The following is a 20954-nucleotide window of genomic DNA, read 5'->3' as shown; positions in this document are numbered from 1 at the left end:
TTATTCTCCCTCCTTGTTCGCGCGGTTTTCCTTGTTCATGAGTTGTTGACTAAAATTGGCTGTCATTAGTAGAGAGCGCAGATTGACTAGTTCGTAGAACACCATCATCCCGATGAAGGCCGTTATTGATCCGTATATCCATCCCTGTTGTACCTCGCCTACAGCCATCATAGGCGTATCCCAGTTCTGAAGCGATGCACGGAAGCCGGCATATCCCAACATGATCAGGAAGACAATCGTCAAGACCTGTGCAAAGATATCGACGATCGATCCGATCACTGGAGATCGTTTTTCGAGTTGGGTAGAGACGATTGTCATCTTAATATGTTCGCCGTTTCTGGAGGCGACTGCAGCCCCGCCGTATGTCCCAACTATGAGCATATACCGTGCGAGCGGCTCTGTCCACCATGCACCTCCGCTGACCGGAAGATTGAAAATACGGACGAGTATCTGGAATGCTGTCAGTACCAACATCATAATAAAGATGAATGTTGCTACATTTAGTACAACCCAGTCGTACCATGTATCTCTTTTCAATCCCAGTGATTGGTCGATATCCATGTTCAATAATAATGGTCGTGATAATATAATAGCACCGATTCAGGGAGATTGGCTCACTCAGATGTCACGCCACTGCTCCCACGAACCCGCATACTTCTCTTCGAATAATTGTTCGATAGCAGGGGAGGCTTCCTCATAGAACGCCTCCGAGTCGACATCCTCGATGATTTCCATGCCGCCCTCTTCGGCCTCAGTAAGTAATTCTTCTTCCGAGTCTCGGGCCCATTGGGTTGCCTCTTCGGAAACTTCAGTGACGATCTCGTCGATCATATCCTGTTGAGACTGATCCAGTCCATCGTAGAAACTGGTACTGACGTACATCTGCCCGCTCTGCGGAAGATGACTCGTTTTACTGTAGTAGTCCTGCACTTCCCAGAGGCTAAGCGAGGCGATTTGGGCTGGTGGACCTTCGGAAGCTTCAACAACACCCTGTTGAAGACCGGAGTAGAGTTCATCGAGTGAGACCGGTGATGGACTCGCACCGATGGCTTCCCACGCACTTACCCATGAATCGTGACTCGGAAGCCGTAGATCCATCCCTTGAACGTCCTCAGGAGTACGAACTGGCTCGTTCGACGTGTAATGACGCATCCCTCTGTAGACCCGAGGACCGGCGACCTTTATCCCTGCTTCCTCAAGGGACGGGTACACTTCTTCTTGGAACTCGTCCGACTCCATGATCCGCTTCTGGTGCTCGAAACTGTCGAGGACGAACGGCGAGTTGAAGAAGTAGTACTCGGGTGAGTGCATGTCGTAAGCGTCTGACCCACCGGTGTACATATCAACTGCACCCTGATTCATCAGATCGAACGTTTCGGTTTCTGACCCGTACGAACCGCCGTAGGAGAACTCGACGCTGATGTCTCCGTCTGATTCCTCTTCGATGCGGTCTTTGAATTGATTACCCGCATAGACTAGAGAGGTTCCCTCTTCCATCACGCTCGCCATGGTGATGGTCGTTCCATCGCTGCCACCACCCATACACCCAGCAAGAGACGCGAGTCCGGATGCACCAATTCCCATCTTGACAGCTTGACGACGGGTCATGTTACCTAAACGTCTCTCCTTCCCAGTGGTCTGTTTGCCAGACATACTCACACCATTGGGGCGGAGGGATATAAATCTAATTATTAGGGGCATCCGGTTCTCTCGATCTGTTCGGTTGATGAGTGTACATCTTCAATTGGAGCCGGAACAACATGCTATCTTCGCAGTCACTACAGTAATAGGCCGTCTCAAGAACATCAGCCACATTGAACCAACGCGTGCGCGCTGTGACTATCTTGCAAGAGCACTACTCATCTGCAATCGGCACGGTAACTAAATCAGGAACGTCTCGATCAACGAGTTCAGCCTCCTCGAGTTGATCACGGTTTTGCGATACTGAAACTGGACTATGTGGCGTTTCTCGGGTCAGCGTGACGCCAGCATCCTGCTGCTCTCGGAGAGGGTCACCAACGGACCTCGTCCCGTCAAGTGTATTCTTGCAGGCCCGACCACGCTGACATCTACGGGACGATTGAGGGTTACCAAGATGTAGGCGACGAGGACGACTGCGAGAGCGTTGGGTGTCCCGATCGCTGACGATCGGGTCGTGGTCTCACAGACTGCACGGCGAAATCGCAAATCTGTCCTTCGAATTTCTCCGCAGGGCGGTTTCGAGAGTGCGAGATCGGCCTCCTCGTCCTCGAGGACGAATATTCCGAGTGGGACGGACCATCAGTGCTGATACAGTTCGATGTGCTCGCACCTGCCGCGGACACCAGTCGTAGTCTCAATTCTGCAGGTCAGTAGAGCAGGTCGACTAAGTGGATCAGCTGCTGCATGAGGTCGTCGCTGTCGGGTCACGCTGGTCAGGTCAGTTATCCGCATGGTAACGATGTGGCAGTGCCACTTGCTGCCGTATCGTCTAACCGTTGATCGACGAACCGTTCCGGCGACAACGTTCTCGGAAGGAAATCGGCGATCTGACGATACGAAGTCTCAATCTCTGGCGGCGGAACCGATACCGCCTTGGTTTGTTCTTCTACATTGATTAGTGGTTTTTCATTCCGTCCCGCTGAGTCCATACCAGCGAGACCGCTGTCACCGGTGCCAGTAGTATTGCCGGAAAACGAAGGTTCGTATAGAGAACGACGAAACAACTAGCTCGAATGTCGACAGCGTATCGCAATTACGTCGATGGAGAGTGGGTCGAATCACGTTCCGAAGAGACGTTCGAAGTACTGAATCCCGCAAACACGACCGAGGTCGTCGGCGAGTTCCAGTCGTCGACTTCTGAAGACGCCGAAGAAGCGGTCGAGGCTGCGGTCGCCGCCGAGGACGAGTGGGCCTCGACGCCCGGTCCGGCTCGCGGCGCGATCCTCAAGGAAACGGCACAGATTCTCGAAGACCAGAAGGACGAACTGACCGAGACACTGACCAAAGAAGAGGGGAAGACGCTCAGCGAAGCCGGCGGTGAAGTCCAGCGTGCGATCGACATCTTCTACTACTACGCCCAGAAGGCCAGCGACCTCGGCGGCACTGTCAAGTCACCCAGCGGCGAGGACAAGAACCTGTACACCAAACGCGAGCCGCTCGGAACCGCCGCGCTGATCACGCCGTGGAACTACCCTATCGCGATCCCGGCCTGGAAGCTCGCACCCGCGCTGGCGGCCGGTAACACAGCCGTCCTCAAGCCCGCCTCAGCGGCGCCGACCGTCTCTTGGAAGCTAATCGAGGCGCTCGACGAGGCTGGACTGCCCGACGGCGTCGCAAACTACGTCACCGGCTCCGGCAGTGAGGTCGGCGGCGTGCTGACCGACCACGAGGGTGTCGACGCCGTCTCCTTCACCGGGAGCACGCAGGTCGGGACCGCCGTCGCACAGGCCGCCGCGGACGACCTCAAACGCGTCCAGTGTGAGATGGGCGGCAAGAACCCGACGGTCGTCATGCCCAGCGCCGACGTCGACGAGGCGGTCGACATCGTCGGCGTCGGGGCGTTCGGAACCACGGGCCAGTCCTGTACTGCGGCCTCCCGTGCGATCGTCCACGAGGACGTCTACGACGAGTTCGTTGGTGCCATCGCCGATTACGCCGAGAATCTCGAGGTCGGGCCGGGCACGGACGATCCAGACATGGGCCCCCACGTGACGGAGAGCGAACTCGAGGGGAGTCTCGAGTACATCGACATCGCCGAAAACGGGGGTGCGAAACTGGTCGCCGGTGGCGACGCGCTCATCGAGGACGAGTACGCCGACGGCTACTATGTCGAGCCGACCGTCTTCGCCGACGTGGAAAACGACATGCGAATCGCACAAGAGGAGGTCTTCGGGCCAGTGCTGGCAGTGTTGAAGGTCAGCAGCTTCGAGGAGGGCCTCCAGGTCGCCAACGACGTTGACTACGGACTCTCGGCGAGTATCGTCACGCAGGACCTTACCGAGGCCAACCAGTTCGCCGAGAACGTCGAGTCGGGCGTCGCGAAGGTCAACGAGAAGACGACCGGACTCGAACTACACGTTCCCTTCGGCGGCTACAAGGAGTCCTCGACGGACACCTACCGCGAGCAGGGCGACGCCGGCTTGGACTTCTTCACGTCGACGAAAACGGTCTATATGAACTACTAACCTGCCGTCGACCCCCTGTAGCGCGGTTCGATTTCGGTTCGTTTCGGCGATCGATTCACCGTTCGGTTCGAAGCGACGAAACGACGCCGCGATCTACTGACTTCGAGATAACTGTCCTATGCGGGTCAGTTTTAGGCGATGGGTTTATATTGTGCGCAGTACATCCAGCTATTATGTCATTGCCAGCTGAGCAGGTACGGAGCCGTCTTCGAGGCGTTGCTGTCGGTTTGTTGACACCATTCGACGATGAGCTCGAGATTGAACACGAGAAAATCGCGGAGAACGCCCAGAACCTATACGACAAAGGGATTCGGACGTTTCTGACGACAGCAAATATCAGCGAGTATCACTCCCTCTCACAGGACGAACGCGTCGGCGTCACTGAGACGAGCGTTGACGCGCTCCCGTCGGACGCCTGCACGCTCGCCGGCGTCGGCGGAAGTACACCGGAGGCGAAGGATCTGATTCGTGCGTACGATCGCATCGGCGTCGATGCGATGATGATCATGCCGCCCGATCACACCTATATACACGAACAGGGCCTGTTGGACTACTATCGGAGCCTCGCTTCGGTTACGGAGTCACCACTCGTCCCCTACGTCCGTGGCTTCGATCCGTCTATCGAATACCTCGCCAGTCTCACCCGCGTCGAGGGTGTCGTCGGAATCAAGTACGCGCTGAAGGATCCGGTAAAGCTCGGCGCGAGCGTGGCCGCCGGGGCTGACGACGTCGTCTGGGTCGACGGGCTGGCGGAGCCGTTCGCCGTCTCCTTCTGGGCCGAGGGCGTGGAAGGCTTTTCGGCAGGTGTCAGCAACTTCCGACCCGAGATCGGGCTCGAACTGTTCGACGCGCTCTCCGAGGGAGACTGGGAGCGCGCCTCCCAACTCCGGAACATCTGTCTTCCCTACCAGAACTTCCGAGACGAGACCGGACAAGAAAACTCGATTCAGGGCGCGGTCAGCGTCTCGGCGGTCAAAAAAGGGCTCGAGCTCGCCGGACTCAACGGCGGCAACGTTCGAGAGCCGATCCGACCGCTCGCGCCCGAAGAGGAGCGCAAAGCCGAAGAACTCTACAGCCGACTCGAGGACGACATCGAATCTCTCATCGAATAGAACGTGCAGCGGACCGAATGACAGCGCGGATAGTGGGCCGCTCGTGGGCGCCGCTTTTGCGGGTGGGAACGCCCTTCAGATTGCTCGAGCACCGTCGTTCAGGATCGCATGAGATGTAGATAGAGAGGGCCCTCAGTCGGTGATCGACCACCACATGTAGTCACCGGCAAGCGTTTTGGTCACCGACGAGCGTCTTCGTCATCGGTGAGCGTCTCTCTGCAATCACGTGGTCACTCACGAGTTCGGTTTCGCTGTTGGGAACGGGATTCGACGCAGGGCGCGGGGCTATGTTCCAACCCGGGACTCACGCTGTCCCGATTTCGGAATGACGATGAAGCAAACGATGGGGATCAGTGACGGACGGCGTATTCTCCGCCGAAACGAGATTGTATTGACGGAACCGTTCACCGGTGTTGCCGAGAACATTAGTACCCGGATGATTTGAGACGGAACCAGTTTTGATTTGGATTCCCCTATCGGGAACGGAGTGATACAGTCCACCTTTGTGGCCGAAACCGCGAGTTTCCGGTGGTGTTCTCTTTCACCCCCATAATATCTCGACCGATTGTCTCGAAACATACGTCCTTAATACCGGTTCGAAGCGATATATTACATATGTACATCCGTAAACGTTCGCGTAGGGTAAATTGATTGTGAACTATCATTCAGAATTACGCGCCGGATTTACGTCCATACAATTGTATAGTTTTGGATGGCGTTGAAGCTCGCAACTACCCCTCTAAATCCACTTCTGCACAGAAGTACTGAGCGAGATAGGGAAGCAACAGGAAAGCGTCAATAATACATAATGGGACAAGTCCTATAATAAAATGTACTATTCATGGGGAAAGCCATACATTAGTCATCATCCCCAGACGGGGAAACTAGCCTGAAATCATTCGATCGAACGGATAAACCCAAAAGATTAATTATACAAGAGCACTAATGGTCCAAAAGTGACAGATAGTAACTCCTCAGCGGGATCGAGTACATCATGCGGGTGTAAAGTCGGTCGGATTACGACGCGATACGAGCTCTCGGAACTCGATACAACTCTCGTCGAGTACTGGACCGGCGAAGCAAGCGAGCAGTACAGCACGCGCGAACTCGCAACATACGTGAACCAGCGGGTGCTCGAGGCCGCCCTCGAGACGGCAGCCGTTCCGATTAAGGACGGAGAAGTCGAGAACACGTACCGGTTGCTCACTGATGACGATGTCAGTAGCGGAACGCGAGTACAGACTCGAAACGAACTACAACGCGACGGCGTCCCAATCGAGCAGGTAGAGTCGGACTTCACCTCTCACCAGACGGTCTATAACCATCTGACTGACTGTCTAGAGACGTCCCTCGAGGAACCCAGCGACGAGGATCGTCTCGACCGGAGTGCGGATAAACTCGGTGCGCTCCAGAATCGAACCTCGGCGGTGACGACGAGTACGGTCGAACAACTCGAGCGCAACGATATCCTCGAGATCGGAGACTTCGACGTCGTCGTCTCCGTGACGGTGACCTGCGAGGACTGCCTCCAGGAGTATACCGTCAGGGAACTCCTCGAGCGGGGCACCTGCCAGTGCCACGAGTCGAGTACGGGTCAGGACTAATACCAGCTGACGTCACTATCTGCTCTCATAGATGGCCGCCAGAGGCAGTGGTAATACCTATCTGTGAGGAGTTAGTACGTCCCCGTATGGGAACTACTCTGAATTCGGCGAAGCAATCAATTCCGAAGGAAGCGAAGCTTTCCGTCAGTAATATCGGAGGGATCGACGAAACCGAGGTCAGCTTTCAGCGGGGTATAACGGTTCTCTCCGGTCGAAACGCGACGAACCGGACGTCGCTGTTACAGGCGATCATGGCCGCGCTCGGAAGCGAACAGGTGAGTCTCAAAGCCGACGCTGACGAGGGACATGCTACACTCGAGTTCGGCGACGAACGCTATCAGCGGACACTTCACCGTCGCAACGGAGCGATCGCCACCGACGGCGATCCCTACCTCGAGGATCCGGAACTCGCCGATCTGTTCGCCTTCCTGCTCGAATCGAACGAGGCGAGACGGGCCGTCGCACGGGGCGACAATTTGCAGGAACTGATCATGCGGCCGGTCGACACTGACGAGATTCAGGCCGAGATCGATCGCTGTGAGCGACGAAAGCGAGAGATCGACGAGCAACTGGAGGAACTGGACCAGTTCGAGCAGCGACTCCCCACCCTCGAGGAGAAGCGGACGCAGTTGACAGACGAAATCAGCGAACTCAGAGACGACCTCCAGACGGCGCAAGCGCAACTCGAGGAGACCAACGTAGACGTCGAGGAGCGACGAGAGGAGGAGTCGGAACTCGAAACGAAGCTGGCGGAGCTGCGCGATACGCGATCCGAGCTCGAACGAGTCCGAGATCGTATCGACACCGAACGCGAGAGCATCGATGCGCTCGAGACCGAACGAACGGAGATCCAGGAGCAACTCGATTCGCTGTCGACGGGCGACGAGTCGGAAATCAGTCGACTCCGGGCGGAAATAGAAACGCTTCAGGAGGAGAAAGACGACCTCTCGGAGGAGATTTCGCAGCTTCAGAGCACGATCCAGTTCAACGAGCAATTCCTCGAAGCGCCGAATTCGTTCGAGCCGAACGCGGGCCACGATGAGGAGGACGATGGACCCGTGACGGATCAGTTGCTTGCGGACGAAGAGACGGTCACGTGTTGGACCTGTGGGTCCGCAGTCGCTCGAGAACAGATCGAGATGACCATCGACCAGCTCCGGACCGCGAGAGAGGACCGCCTCGAGGAGCGCTCCGAGATCAGCGCCGAACTCGACGACCGGCGGAAAGCAGTCGCCAGTATCGAGGAAAATCGGACGGAGTACGAGCAGACGCGTCGCCGCCTCGAGTCGACTGACGACGAAATCGACCGGCGGAGCGATCGACTCGAGGAGCTGACGGCCGAGCGCGAGAAGCTGACCGATGCGGTCGATAAACTCGAAGGAGAGATCAACGAGTTGGAGACGGAGGACTACAGCGACGTCCTCGACCAGCACAAGGAGGTCAATCAACTCGAGTTCGAACTCGAGCGAAAAGAGCGCGAGCGGGACGAAGTCGAGGAGGAGATCGCAACGATCGAGGATCGACTCGAGGGGCGCGACGGACTCGAAGCGCGTCGCGAGGATGTTACCGACGAACTGACGAGCCTCCGCACACGGATCGACCAGATCGAACAGAATGCAGTCGAAGCGTTCAACGAGCACATGGAGAACCTGCTCGAGACGCTCGGATATACCAATTTAGATCGGATCTGGATCGATCGAACCAGCCGCGAGGTCCGCGAGGGCCGCCGGAAAGTTACGAAGTCGTCGTTCGATCTCACGATCGTTCGAAGTACCGACGATGACGCGGCCTACGAGGATTCGATCGATCACCTGAGTGAGAGCGAACGGGAAGTGACCGGCCTCGTGTTTGCGCTGGCCGGCTATCTCGTTCACGACGTTTACGAGACGGTTCCGTTCATGCTGCTCGACTCGCTCGAGGCGATTGATTCGGAGCGAATCGCCGACCTCGTCGAATACTTCGAATCCTACGTGCCGTACCTCGTCGTGGCACTGCTGGACGAGGACGCACAGGCAATCGAAGGGGACCACGGAGTAGTCACGGAGATCTAGCCGACAACCGACTGCTCGTTTCCTTGTTCTCACGATGGAAACTCGTAATCGCTCTTCAGCTGGCAGCGCACATCCGTTCCCGACAGGGGAATCTATTTGGTGGAAGCGGCTCGCATTCCCGTCGACGTAATCCGTAAGAGCCCCATCTCACTCCGATCACTACCTCAGTGACAGCGGTATTTCTCATAAGTGGAAGGTGGCGACACGACCCAGAACGACCGACGGTATTTATTGTTCTGCGCCGCCCTAATCGGGATAGAGGCCATGAATTCTACAGACGGCGGACCGACGGTGCGCGCCGGCAGCGAGCAGCTTTACGATGCCCTCGTCGATGCCGGAATCGACCTCCTCGTCGGACTCCCTGGTACGCAAACGCTCCCGCTAGATCGTACCGTCGAACGCCGAGACGATATCCGATACGTGATGGCGCGTCACGAGACCGCGATCCCGCACATCGCGTGGGGGTACTACGAGGCCGGAGGTGACGTCGCCGCGACGCTCACCGTCCCGGGCCCCGGCGATACGAACGCGATGCACGGACTGAAGAACGCACTCGACGACCGCGTCCCGCTGGTCCACATCGCCGCGGACGCCGACCCCGACGACCGGGGGAAGGGGCCTATCCACGAGATCGAACCGGATACGTACGACAACGTCGTCAAAGAGAACGTCTCGATCAAGCGACCGGTCGAGTTCCACCAGGCGATCCGATCGGGAATCGAAACCGCGCTCTCGCCCCCGTACGGACCGGTCCGCCTCGGCGTTCCCAAGTCCCTCCTCAACGCCGAGTTTCGCTCGCCGCCACTGACGATCGATCCACCGACGAGCCGGTTCGACGGTGACGAGGAGTATCGGACCGCGACGCGCATGCTGGCCGACGCCGAGCGGCCGGTCGTCTATCTCGGCGTCGGCGCCCGCAGATCGTGTGATCCGGAAGCGATTCGGGCCCTCGTCGAGACGCTGAATGCTCCCGTGGTCACGTCCTACAAGGGAAAAGGCATCTTTCCCGAGGACGACCCGCGCTGGCTCGGCGTCACTGGCAGTCACCTCCCAGCGGGAGCGAGGCGAGCCCTCGAGGCGGCTGACGTCGTTCTCGCGCTCGGCACCCGGTTCGACGGCGTCACCACCGACGACTGGTCGCTTCCCGTCGGCGACGCGCTCATCCACGTGACCCTCGACGCGAGCCGCATCGACGTCGCCTACGAGTCCGACGTCGCGATCATCGAGGACGTCGCGAGCGCGGTCACTCGGCTGCGAGACGGTCTCCGGACCGAGTCCCGTCCCGACACCGCCTGGGACGGAACGTCCGTCGGCGAACGGGTCCGCGCGGAATACGATGACCGACTTCGCGCTCACGGCCTGCTCGAGGACGGGGCGCCGATTGCGACGGCGGGCGCGCTCCGGACGCTCCGCGATGTCCTCCCGCGAGAGACCGTCGCGACGACCGACATCGGCGGGTTCCGGCTCTGGGCCAAGCAGACCTTCGAGACGTACGAACCGGAGACGTACGTCACTGCCGGCTCGTGGGCGGGGATGGGCGTCGGACTTCCGGCAGCGATCGGCGCGAAACTCGCCGCACCGGATCGGCCGGTCGTCGCACTGACGGGCGATGGAGGCGCGATGATGTGTTTGCAGGAACTGCACACGGCAGCGTCGTACGAACTGAACGTGATCACGATCCTCTTCAACAATCAGGACTACGGGATCATCAGCAAGTCTCCGCAGATCGACCAGTACGCCGAGGGTCACCGGTTCGACTGGTCGTCCCCAGATTTCGTCGCTATCGCGGAGGGATTCGGTTGCCGAGGAGAAACGGTGCAGACGCTTTCGGGACTCGAGAATGCTGTCGACGCCGCACTGGCGCGTGATGACGGGCCGGAACTCATCGACGTCCACGTCGATCCGGACGAGCCGACGGCCGCATCCGTCGCTGACTACGACTCTACTGTGGAGTTCTGAACCTCGACGAAGTGCTACCCCAACTACCGCTCTATCCTCTCGCCTTCCGCTCCATCCTTCCGCTTTCGCTCGAGCCAGAAGCTCAATGGCCGGTTCGAGATGCTCTCATCGGGCTTGGTATCTTGTTCTGCAGGAACGTTGTCTGGTATCGTGGAATAGCCTAACTTATTGGGATAACCTATCAGCCTAATCTACTGGACTAGCTTGTCGAGATAGCCCACAGTGCTTTTGAAATAGTGAGACCCGATCACAACGGTCACCTACCGCGTCGCGAATTCAGTAACGAGTGACTTTTCGAAATCGCGGACGCAGCAACCGACGGGGTGATGGCACGAGCTCGAGTGGAGGAACGCTCTCGACCGGACCCACCAAACAGTTGATAGCGGAGTGGGAGAACGTGTCCGTATGCACTACGACGGTATTCAATTTCACAACGTCGGCGACATGCGACCGATCGAGGGTCAAGACGGGAAGTTGCTACAACGGGTTCCGGAAGCGGTCAAAACCGAACTCAACGACGGCGCGCAGTCGCGGATGCGCCACCCCGCGGGCGTCGAACTCCGATTCGTTCCCGACGGTCCTGTGAGGGTGACGCTCTCGACAGTTCCCGGTGGGAGTTCCGAGGACGGGACCGTCCGGGTCTTCTGGGGACCGATCCAGAGTGCGACCGAGATCGTCGTCGGCGACGATCCGACGACGATTGCAGTCTCGCTTCCGGAGAAGCTAACCGACCTCGAGCCGTCGGCCCGCGAAGCTCTCGCGTTCGATCCGCGGGTCTGTCGGATCCAGTTACCCGGTGAGCACCGCGGCGGGCCGATGGTCTATCACGGCCTCAAGGGCGACGTCCGTCCGCCCCGTGAGGAGGAACTACCCGACCGGCGCTACCTCGCCTACGGCACCTCGATCACCGAGGGCGAAGCGCCGCTGGGCGAGCACCTGAACTACGTCAGCCAGACAGCCCGTCGGCTCGATGCCGACCCGATCAACCTCGGTTCCTGTGGTACCGCCTACTGCGACACCGCGATGGCCGATCACATCGCCGAGCGCGACGATTGGGATATCGCGACACTCTCGATTTCGGTGAACATGGTCGGAACCTTCGCCCCCGAGGAGTTCCGCGAACGCGCTGCGCAGCTGATCGACCGGGTCGCGAGCGCCCATCCCGACAAACCGGTCGTCGCTATCACCATCTTTCGCAACGCTCGAGACGTCTGTCGAAGTGCTGACCCCGACGGAACGTGCGAGCGATTCCGCGAGGAACTCCGCAAGGTCGTCGCCGAGACGCCCCACGAGAACGTCCACCTCCTCGAGGGGCCCGAACTGCTGCCCACCATCAGCGGTCTCACCCCCGATCTGGTCCACCCCGGTGACGACGCCATGATTACGATAGGCGAGAATCTCGCTGCCGAACTCGAGTCGCTGCTCGAGGACTGACAGCGTCAGTTCGCTTGATTTCGTCGGTTCATTTATTTCAGTACCAACGAAGGGTCACTCGAACCGGAGCCGACCGAAGTACTCCGGTGAATGGTAGTCGGGGTTGGGTTTCTCGATGGGGTTCCAGGTCGCCTTCTGAGAGTCGGAAGCGACGCCGCTCCGGTAGAAGTTGCCCCGCCACTCCGTCCCCGCAGTCGGCGCGATTTCGCGGCCGGTCAGTCTCGAGAGGACGTCGAACGGAATCGCAGCGGCGAGCCACCAGCCGTCGGCAGAGTTACCCGCCGTTGTCGGGCCGGGAACCGACGTCCGAACCGAAACTCGCGATGCGAGTTCGGGCGAGACGAGGTCGCGATCGATCCCTCGCTCCTGCCAGCCAGCCTCCTGCCAGGCGATCTTGAACTGACCGCAGCAGTTCGGCTCGAAGTTGACGTACATCGAGTCCTCGTCGGGAGTCGGATCGGCGAAGAACTCGACGGAACTGTCCTCGAAGGTCGGGCCGTTGAGTTCCGTCACCGAAGCGGTGATATCGGGATCCTCGACGAAGAACTGCAGGTATATCGACTCGTCATCGTAGCAGACGCGACCGGTCGTGAGCGGTTTCGGACCACCCTCGTACCACGAAAACTCGTCGATGCGGAACTCCGTTGCCTCCTCCCACGGCGTTCCGTCAACTGCGTCACCGAGAGGAACGTCGCTTCATGCACGGGCGATCGTATACTGCTTCACGCGATACGTTCGACCCTCGATGAGCTATAACATACCGATTTCTGCCGGGACTGGCGACCGATGACAGCGAGTGTCGCATCGAATCCTACTCTGTTCCGAGCACGTCGAATCAGGAACGTGAGGAAACCATTCCACTGCGTCCAGTGCTATTCTCCCTTTCAGTTGAAAACAGCGGACACGGTGGTGTGAATATAGGAAGAACGGCAGCCGCAGCGGTGATTCGATTAATGGTTCTGGGTTACTATTGGTTAGGAAATAGCATCGAGATTCGATACGCTACCGCATCCGTCGTTCTCTTCGTGAACACCCTACTTTCTAACGAGCAATCTCCCAGAGGGTGAGTACCTCACAGAACAGCGGACACAGTGGTGTATCTGTGGTAGTAATTCTATCCTCGAACAGCGGACATGGTGGTGTGAGTGCTACTAGTCGAAGTAGTTACTGCGTGAAAATGATAGTCAGATATGGAATACATGGACTATAGTGACCACGGGAAGGCAATACGCATCTGATCGCACGACAGCGAGTGCAATCAGCGTGTAAATCATTTCAGTGGCAACTATAGGGTAGATCGCATTGAAAGATCGAGATGAATTAGCGACCCTGCCTAGTAATATTTTCTGAGAGAAGACACACCCACCCCACTATGTCCGCTGTTCTTCTCTGAAGAGCTAGTGAGCTACTCACTGATGTATTCTTCATCATGATTTGCAGAATATAAAACAGCTGGAGTTGCCATTTGGACTAGCTCTCATCTTACTGTATTAAAGATTCCGCTATTCAAAACTCTCCTCCACTACTCTTTCCATCATCGGGACTACTGCGGACATAGTGGAGGGGGTGTGTTTCGGTGTTTTATTTAAAGATAGAGAACAGCGGACACTCCGGACAAGGTGGTTTTATAAACTATGCGTCTATATTGTCACGGAGTGAGCTCGAATGAGTCTGTTCGAACGTGACACTGATATATACAGAAACCGAGACGCGCTACGGGAAGATTACCAGCCCGAGCAACTCATTGGGCGTGACGAAGAAATACAGATGTACCAGGCTGCACTACAGCCTGTGATCAACGGTGAACAACCGAACAACGTCTTCCTCTACGGGAAAACCGGTGTCGGAAAAACCGCTGCCACCAGATATCTTCTTTCGCATCTCGAGCGAGACGCCACTCAGTACGACGATATCGATCTCTATCTCACGTTTCTCAACTGTGACGGCCTTACGTCCTCGTACCAAATCGCGACACGTCTGGTCAATGAACTCAGAGACGAGACGAACCAGATCAGTACCACTGGCTATCCGCGGGCGACAGTATACGAAATGCTTTGGGACGAACTCGACGAGATCGGCGGCACTAATCTGATCGTCCTCGACGAAGTCGACCACGTCGAAGACGATTCGATTCTCTATCAACTTCCCCGTGCTCGAGCGAACAATGATCTCTCTGCAGCAAAGATCGGGATCATCGGCATTTCGAACGACTTTTCGTTCCGTGACGACCTTTCCCCGAAGGTGAAGAGTTCGCTCTGCGAACAGGAAATTCACTTCCCTGCGTACGATGCAGGTGATCTCCAGAAAATTCTCCGACAGCGTGCGGACGTCGCGTTTCACGAAGACGTCCTCGATGATGCGGTAATTCCACTGTGTGCGGCCTACGGCGCAAAAGACGCTGGCGACGCCCGTCAGTCGATCGATCTCCTCATGAAAGCCGGCGATCTCGCTCGAGAAGAAGCAGAGATGACGACCGTCACTGAAAGCCACGTGGAAGCAGGCCGCCATGATCTGGAACGTGGCCGTATTGAAGAGGGAATCAGCGGCCTCACTCAGCACGGTCATCTGGTACTGTACTCGTTGCTCACACTCCACCTCCAGGACGAAACCCCTATTCGATCACGGGATGTCCGTCCCCGTTATACGAACTTTGCACAACGGGCCGGACGAGATCCGCTCGTTCCGCGTCGAATGCGCGATCACCTGTCAGAGCTCGCTATGCTCGGACTCGTCTCGGTCACTGAGCGGAATGAGGGTCGACGCGGCGGCACATACCGCGAATATACACTCGATACGGACCTCGAGCTCATCCTTTCGGCACTCGATGATATCCTTCGCGACGTTGGTGTCCACGATTCTATTCAGGGTCATCTGATTGATGAGGACACGACCGATGAGAACACGTCGTTAGCTAAATTCCAGTAATTTCCCTCCCGATTCTTCTCTATAGTAGTTACTGACAGTCTTCTCAGCTTCTCCCTTGCCGCGTTCTGTTTCTGACCGACACCACTGTGTCCGTTGTTCTGGTTGCATTTTGCTCTTGATAGCAGTGACTCCAATTTCGAGGTGTCTAACGAATTCACTCCTGCACAGAGCGAAAACACATCGATAGAGGTGTGTCTGCTCTCTCAATAATTGAAAAGACAGCGATGGACGATAGACTCCGCTTGTTAGGTGAAATAAGGATATTATTTTCGCACCACATGTAATCATACAAGTCTGTCTTTCCGCTTTTCAGCAGCTCTTGGACCATATCACACATCGATAGAGGTGTGTGGTAGAGGGGAAGACTGGAGAATCTCTCCAGCCAAATCCGCAGCTGTATAGCAAAGTAAAGATACACATCGATAGAGGGGACCGACGGGCAGAGAGCGGCTACGTTTCGTTTCGGATCTGTGCTTTGACGACGCTCTTCACCTCGTCAGCGGAAACCATATCGATACGCGAATCTTCACGAAGCGTTTCGAGAATCGTCTCGGGGCGCTCGCCGAACTGGAACTCGAGGAACATTCCCGAGCTCGGGCCGTGGCTCCGGCGTTCGAAGTCAACGAGCGAATACGTCGTCATCTCCTTCATCTTGTTGACGTAGGTCTCCTGGTGGTACTGATCGGCATCGATCACGTCCGTGAGGAACTGATAGACCCGGTATCCGGTCGTACTGCGCGCGGATTCGTCGTTCGTCTCAGCAGCGACAGCCGCCGTCGCGTAGAGGCAGAGTTTCTTCTGCGTGCTGATGCCGCGGACAACCTCGAGGACACGATTCTTTTCGACTTTGTCCTGCGCTTCGCGTACGTGTGCTTCACCGACACCTCCGTCTCCTTCACGTTCTGCGAGTTCGCCGGCGACTCGCATGAGATCGATCGCCTTGCGAGCATCGCCGTGGGTCTGGGCCGCGAAGGCCGCCGCCAACGGAATAACGTCCTCGTCGAGAACGTCTTCGTAGAAGGCATCCTGACGGCGACGAAGAATTGACTGCAGCTGGTTTGCATCGTAGTCGTCGAAGTGGACGTCCTCCGGTGTGAAGGAACTCAGGGCTCGACTGCCCACGGATTCCATCATCTTCGTGTCGTTAGAGATCGCGACGACGGAGACATGTGCAGTGAGTTCGTTATTTGCGCCGGCTCGAGACAGTTGGTAGAGGAGTCGGGAGAACGCCGGCTCTTGTTTGTCTCGTCGACCGACGAGCATATCGAGTTCGTCGAGGACGAATACTGCCGAATCGAAGTTCTCGTTGACGATCCGATAGAGTTCGTCCCACTTTTCCTTCGTCGCGACGCCGTGTTTCGGGACTTCGACCTCAACGTCAGCTTCGTCTGCAGCCCGACTCGCCAGTTCGTAGACTGCGACGCCGAGCGTGTCGAGATCCTGGCAGTTGACCTCAATTGTCCCGAACCGGATATCTCGCGTGTCACAGATCGCACTAATGTTCTTGCAGACGGCCTTGGTGATAAGCGATTTACCGGTCCCCGAGGGCCCGTAGAGAAAGAGGTTTGGGGGGCGGTTGTCGCCGAGGGCAACACGGAGCATCTTGGTGACTTCCTGGAGTTGCTCGTCGCGACCGACGATTCGATCCTCTTCGACGATATGATTCGGATCGAGAAGTGATCGATCACGAATGAGTCCTTCCTGTTGATCGAACTCGAGCAACATATCCTCGATCGATTGTACGTCGCTGTTCGCATCCGATTCAGTCGAGGAGGGAGACTGCTCGGACTCAGTGGAATCCGATGAGGAAGGGGCCTGCCGTGACGTTTCATCCCTCGATGTCCCCGCCTCATCTCGAGGAGCCTCGAAGTCGTCCATACGGTGTCCAGACAGGGCGGGAACAAAAGTGTTCCCCACCTCTATCGATCTGTATTTCTGCTATTGAGGGACAAACAGCCCTGATTCTGCTAGACAGAGAAAAAGAAGTAACGAGTTAGTACGAACGGATGACGATGTGTAGCGGTCGACCGTTCCACGGAGACAGACACCCCTCTATCGATGTGTTCGAACGCTCGAAGGGAGGGGTGTAATCTCCAAGTGCGATTGAACGGGAGTCGGAGTAGAGTCGCAGTGACTCGAGGTTTTACGGTATACAGCCGCTTGGAAGCATGGTTTCGGGAAGCAAATTCGGTCTTTTCTCTTCTCTTCTTCTAGCTTTCTAGAATACACACTCACACACACCTCTATCGATGTGTTCGATGTGTTCTGGACCGTTCGTCTCTTATCACCTATCGATCGTCATGTTCTCTCGTCTCTCTCATCAGATTACAGTCTCGAAATAGCTGCTTTCAGGGGATAGCTGTACGGAATCCCAGTACATCCTGTGGATTCCTTCATCCGCTCGTCTCTTTCCTTCTGCTATCTCTGTGGAGAACACATCGATAGAGGGGTGTCTCTGTTCCTCCAACACTCCGCTTCTTTCGAACACCGTCAGGCCAGATAGTCCCTCTCAGGAGAGACGGTCTCGAGTCGAACAGAACTCTCGTCGGTACGGAAACTGATGATGCAGACACACATCGATAGAGGTGTGTCCGTCCGCAGAACTCGGTGATCTATCAGTACCGGCTCGTCTCGTCGTTTGATATGCAAGTGACCTACTCACACAAACACATCGATAGAGGGGTCTCTGGAAACGACGTAGCTCGAAAGATAACCGAAAAGGGGGCAGTAGTTCGGTTATCGTCTATCTGTCTACGAGGAGAGAATCCCGCCGTTTACGGCGGGAGTGAATCCAACAACCCCAGCACTAACCACCGTCGATAGTAGGCCGGATATTCCACGCTAATCCACACTATTAAGTAGATTTACTTACATATTCTATGCATGGCGATTGAGGTCACACGCACCTATGTTGGTGCCATCCAGAACCACCGGCAGGTCTGCGATGGCCTCGATTCGCTCGGTGATTCCGCCTCGAACATCTGGAACGTTGCACGCTGGACAGCTGACCGCATCTGGGACGCAACCGGAAAAATCCCAGACGAAGGTGTGCTGAAAGCGTATATGAAGAACCAACCGTGCTGGAAAGACTTGAACGCGCAATCTAGTCAGAAAGTCATCGAAGAACTTTCTGACGCTTTCCAGTCGTGGTTCGACCTGCGACACAAGGACGAGGAGGCGAATCCGCCCGGCTACCGCAAACACGGCGACGAACGGCCCAAGAGCACGGTCACGTTCAAAGCAGACGGGTTCAAGCACGACCCCGAGAACAACCGCGTCCGACTCAGCAAGGGGTTGAACCTCAAAGAGTCGTGGTCGGACTTCATCCTCTGCGATTACCAGACCCGCCCCGACGTTGACCTCTCGGAAGTCAACAAGGTGCAGAACGTTCGGGCCGTCTGGAACGGCGACGAGTGGGAAATACACTTCGTCTGCAAAGTCGAACTCGAAACCAACGACTCCGCAGGCGACGAAGTTGCGGGTATCGACCTCGGCATCAAGAATATCGCCACGGTCGCGTTCCCTGACGAATATGTCCTGTATCCCGGCAACTCACTCAAACAGGACAAGCACTACTTCACGCGGGCAGAGTACGATACTGAGGGTGAGAACGGCCCGTCGGAAAAGTCGATGTGGGCACGTCAGAAACTCGCTGACCGTGAGACACACTTCTACCACGTTCTCACGGACGCCATCATCACGGAGTGTATCGAACGCGGTGTTGGCACACTCGCGGTGAGTTGGCCCGAAGACGTGCGAGAGTCAGACTGGGGCAAGACCGGCAACAAGAAGTTGCACTCGTGGGCGTTCGACCGCATCTGCCAGTACCTCGAATACAAGGGCGAGATACGTGGGGTAGAGGTACTGAAAGAGAACGAGTGGGACACCTCGAAGACGTGTTCACGATGTGGCGACGACACGAGATCGAATCGTGTCGAACGTGGCTTGCATGTCTGCTCGTCGTGTAAGTTGGTGGGTAACGCGGATTGTAACGGGGCGGAGAATATGCGCCAGAAGATAACTCCGAGTCCTCACGGCGAGGATAGGGGTAACGGCTGTGTGGCACAGCCCTCGGTACACCTGTTCGACCGCGAGAGCGGGACGTTCAAGATGAGAGAACAGGTCGTATCGTAGACCGGCAAATATCCCACCTGCGGTACGGGAAGCCCCGCCGTTTACGGCGGGGAGGATGTCACCTGGATTAACTGGGCTTTTGTACTGAGACTTGATCTGGTCACCGTCTCGCCACTGCCAGTAGTAGTACCGGTTGTCGTTGATTTCCTTGATCGTGATCGTCGCTTTGGTCGGGACATCGTCGGGGCGTTCTTCCGACTGTTCCTCGATCGCCTCCTCGTCGGTTTCCTCTCCAAGCCGAGCTTCGCGTTCATCCCTTCCTGTGAACTATGACACTTTCATAAATCACATTCCAGTCATCTTTTCCGAATTGCGGATGCAACACTGAGATTGAACCCTACTCGAGTGATTCAGCCCGTTGAAACCATCATGATGACTGTATCTGACTCGGTCGCCGTGTACTATCTCGATCCGCGCTTGATTAGGCTAACTAGTTGGCCTAACCGAATAGGATGGCTAATTTCATATTTAGGATCCTTGCCGAAGTGGTCCAGAATGATGTTTCTCGTTTAATCGAACGTGTTCATTCAGAGGGTCGTGATCATATCGCTTTACATTTAACCAATCTGATAGGAAGTGTGTATTGGGTCTGTATAGAACCTCCGCTAGTATTGGCCCGGACATCGGGGCCTGGTTGTGCCAACTCGCACGAATTACAGACGCGACTCGAGTCTTCGAGTTCGGATCGGGATACGGGTATTCGGCGTGTTGGTTCGCGCGAGCGCTTCCCGATGACGGTGAGATCGTTCTCACCGAAGGGTCATCGGAAAACCTCGAGCGTGCACGGACGTATCTCGAGCGTCTCGATGCGGCCGATCTCGCAACGTTCGAGGTCGGAGATGCCGTCGAAACCGCGTCGCAATACGACGGTCCGTTTGAGATCGCGCTCCTCGACATCGAAAAATACCAGTACGTGAATGCGTTCGAGGCGATTCGCGAGTCAATCCCACCGGGTGGGATGGTTATCGCGGATAACACGATGTCCGCAGGCCGTGACGCCCCGGACGATACCGTGGATTTCGAGGTGCTCCTCGCTGCACTCACCGGCGAGATAGTCGATATCCAGGAGACCGAGCTGCCCGAAGAGACGAAGAAACACACTGCAGGGATTCTCGAGTATCTCACACACGTCCGTGAGAGTTCGGCGTTCGAATCGACGCTCCTGCCGCTCGGCGATGGAGTGACGGTAACGACGCGTACTCGCTGACGGAAGCGGCGGAATTCCCGTCCGTTCTTACAGCCAAATAGGACGTTTGGTCGGTGTATGACGGACGAACACGTCCGTTCGAGGACGATCCAAATCATCGTTCGATGAACTCGTTGTTCCGCCAGTGGTCGCTGACAGCCAGTAGTGCCCTGCACGTCTCTTCCAAGATGGGGATAAATATGCCTAATTCATATTCAAATGATTCTTTTCGCTCTCGACATTCAGCTCTATCTTTAGAGAAGACAAAAAATAGTGAACGGACTGGCAAGTATGGCCGTCATCGCGATATTAACTGCTGTAATCCGTTATGGGGAAGACGTATGCTTGAAACTCCGTTACACACTGGTGCACAGCATCCCGAT

12 protein-coding genes and 2 pseudogenes are annotated in these 20954 nt (G+C 56.5%); 9 read left to right on the top strand and 5 right to left on the bottom strand.

Going from position 1 to position 20954, the window contains the following annotated elements; genetic code table 11:
• Positions 1 to 561, bottom strand: coding sequence for a TRAP transporter small permease (locus tag HYG81_RS41660; RefSeq protein WP_226778046.1), 561 nt, complete (start codon positions 559 to 561; stop codon positions 1 to 3).
• 57 nt (positions 562 to 618) lie between these two features.
• Positions 619 to 1653, bottom strand: a complete 1035-nt coding sequence (locus HYG81_RS41655; RefSeq protein ID WP_226778044.1) for a TRAP transporter substrate-binding protein — start codon at positions 1651 to 1653, stop codon at positions 619 to 621.
• Between the two features lie 1061 nt (positions 1654 to 2714).
• Here HYG81_RS41655 and xacF point away from each other — a divergent pair.
• From xacF to HYG81_RS41625, 6 genes are all read left to right on the top strand, one after another.
• Positions 2715 to 4166, top strand: coding sequence for a 2,5-dioxovalerate dehydrogenase (xacF, locus tag HYG81_RS41650; protein ID WP_226778042.1), 1452 nt, complete (start codon positions 2715 to 2717; stop codon positions 4164 to 4166).
• A 173-nt stretch (positions 4167 to 4339) separates the two neighbouring features.
• On the top strand, positions 4340 to 5278 hold the full coding sequence (locus HYG81_RS41645; RefSeq protein WP_226778041.1) for a dihydrodipicolinate synthase family protein: 939 nt from the start codon (positions 4340 to 4342) through the stop codon (positions 5276 to 5278).
• A gap of 956 nt (positions 5279 to 6234) precedes the next feature.
• Positions 6235 to 6882, top strand: coding sequence for a rod-determining factor RdfA (gene rdfA, locus HYG81_RS41640; RefSeq protein ID WP_226778039.1), 648 nt, complete (start codon positions 6235 to 6237; stop codon positions 6880 to 6882).
• Positions 6883 to 6968: 86 nt separating this feature from the next.
• Entirely contained in the window at positions 6969 to 8933 is a 1965-nt protein-coding gene (locus HYG81_RS41635; RefSeq protein ID WP_226778038.1) for an archaea-specific SMC-related protein, read from the top strand.
• Positions 8934 to 9197: 264 nt separating this feature from the next.
• Positions 9198 to 10892, top strand: a complete 1695-nt coding sequence (locus HYG81_RS41630) for a thiamine pyrophosphate-binding protein (RefSeq protein WP_226778036.1) — start codon at positions 9198 to 9200, stop codon at positions 10890 to 10892.
• Between the two features lie 405 nt (positions 10893 to 11297).
• Entirely contained in the window at positions 11298 to 12326 is a 1029-nt protein-coding gene (locus HYG81_RS41625; protein ID WP_226778034.1) for a GDSL-type esterase/lipase family protein, read from the top strand.
• Positions 12327 to 12380: 54 nt separating this feature from the next.
• On the opposite strand, the pseudogene HYG81_RS41620 reads toward HYG81_RS41625, so the two are convergent.
• A pseudogene (locus HYG81_RS41620) lies at positions 12381 to 12977 on the bottom strand (carbohydrate-binding family 9-like protein); the annotation flags it as partial.
• A gap of 1014 nt (positions 12978 to 13991) precedes the next feature.
• On the opposite strand from HYG81_RS41620, the gene HYG81_RS41615 reads away from it, so the two are divergent.
• Positions 13992 to 15251, top strand: coding sequence for an orc1/cdc6 family replication initiation protein (locus HYG81_RS41615; RefSeq protein ID WP_226778032.1), 1260 nt, complete (start codon positions 13992 to 13994; stop codon positions 15249 to 15251).
• 450 nt (positions 15252 to 15701) lie between these two features.
• Here the strand turns inward: HYG81_RS41615 and HYG81_RS41610 are convergent, their stop codons facing one another.
• A complete protein-coding gene (locus HYG81_RS41610) occupies positions 15702 to 17129 on the bottom strand; it encodes an orc1/cdc6 family replication initiation protein (RefSeq protein ID WP_226778030.1) in 1428 nt (475 codons plus the stop codon).
• A gap of 1005 nt (positions 17130 to 18134) precedes the next feature.
• On the opposite strand from HYG81_RS41610, the gene HYG81_RS41605 reads away from it, so the two are divergent.
• Entirely contained in the window at positions 18135 to 19385 is a 1251-nt protein-coding gene (locus tag HYG81_RS41605) for an RNA-guided endonuclease InsQ/TnpB family protein (protein WP_226778028.1), read from the top strand.
• Positions 19386 to 19442: 57 nt separating this feature from the next.
• Here the strand turns inward: HYG81_RS41605 and HYG81_RS41600 are convergent.
• Positions 19443 to 19637, bottom strand: a pseudogene (locus tag HYG81_RS41600) (DUF6788 family protein); the annotation flags it as partial.
• A 331-nt stretch (positions 19638 to 19968) separates the two neighbouring features.
• On the opposite strand from HYG81_RS41600, the gene HYG81_RS41595 reads away from it, so the two are divergent.
• Complete coding sequence (locus tag HYG81_RS41595; protein WP_226778027.1) at positions 19969 to 20592, top strand: O-methyltransferase; 624 nt, start codon at positions 19969 to 19971, stop codon at positions 20590 to 20592.
• Positions 20593 to 20954 lie beyond the last annotated feature (362 nt).

The sequence above is a fragment of the Natrinema zhouii genome (assembly GCF_013456555.2).
Taxonomy (GTDB): Archaea; Halobacteriota; Halobacteria; order Halobacteriales; family Natrialbaceae; genus Natrinema; species Natrinema zhouii.
This window is presented reverse-complemented; position numbering and strand designations above follow the sequence as displayed.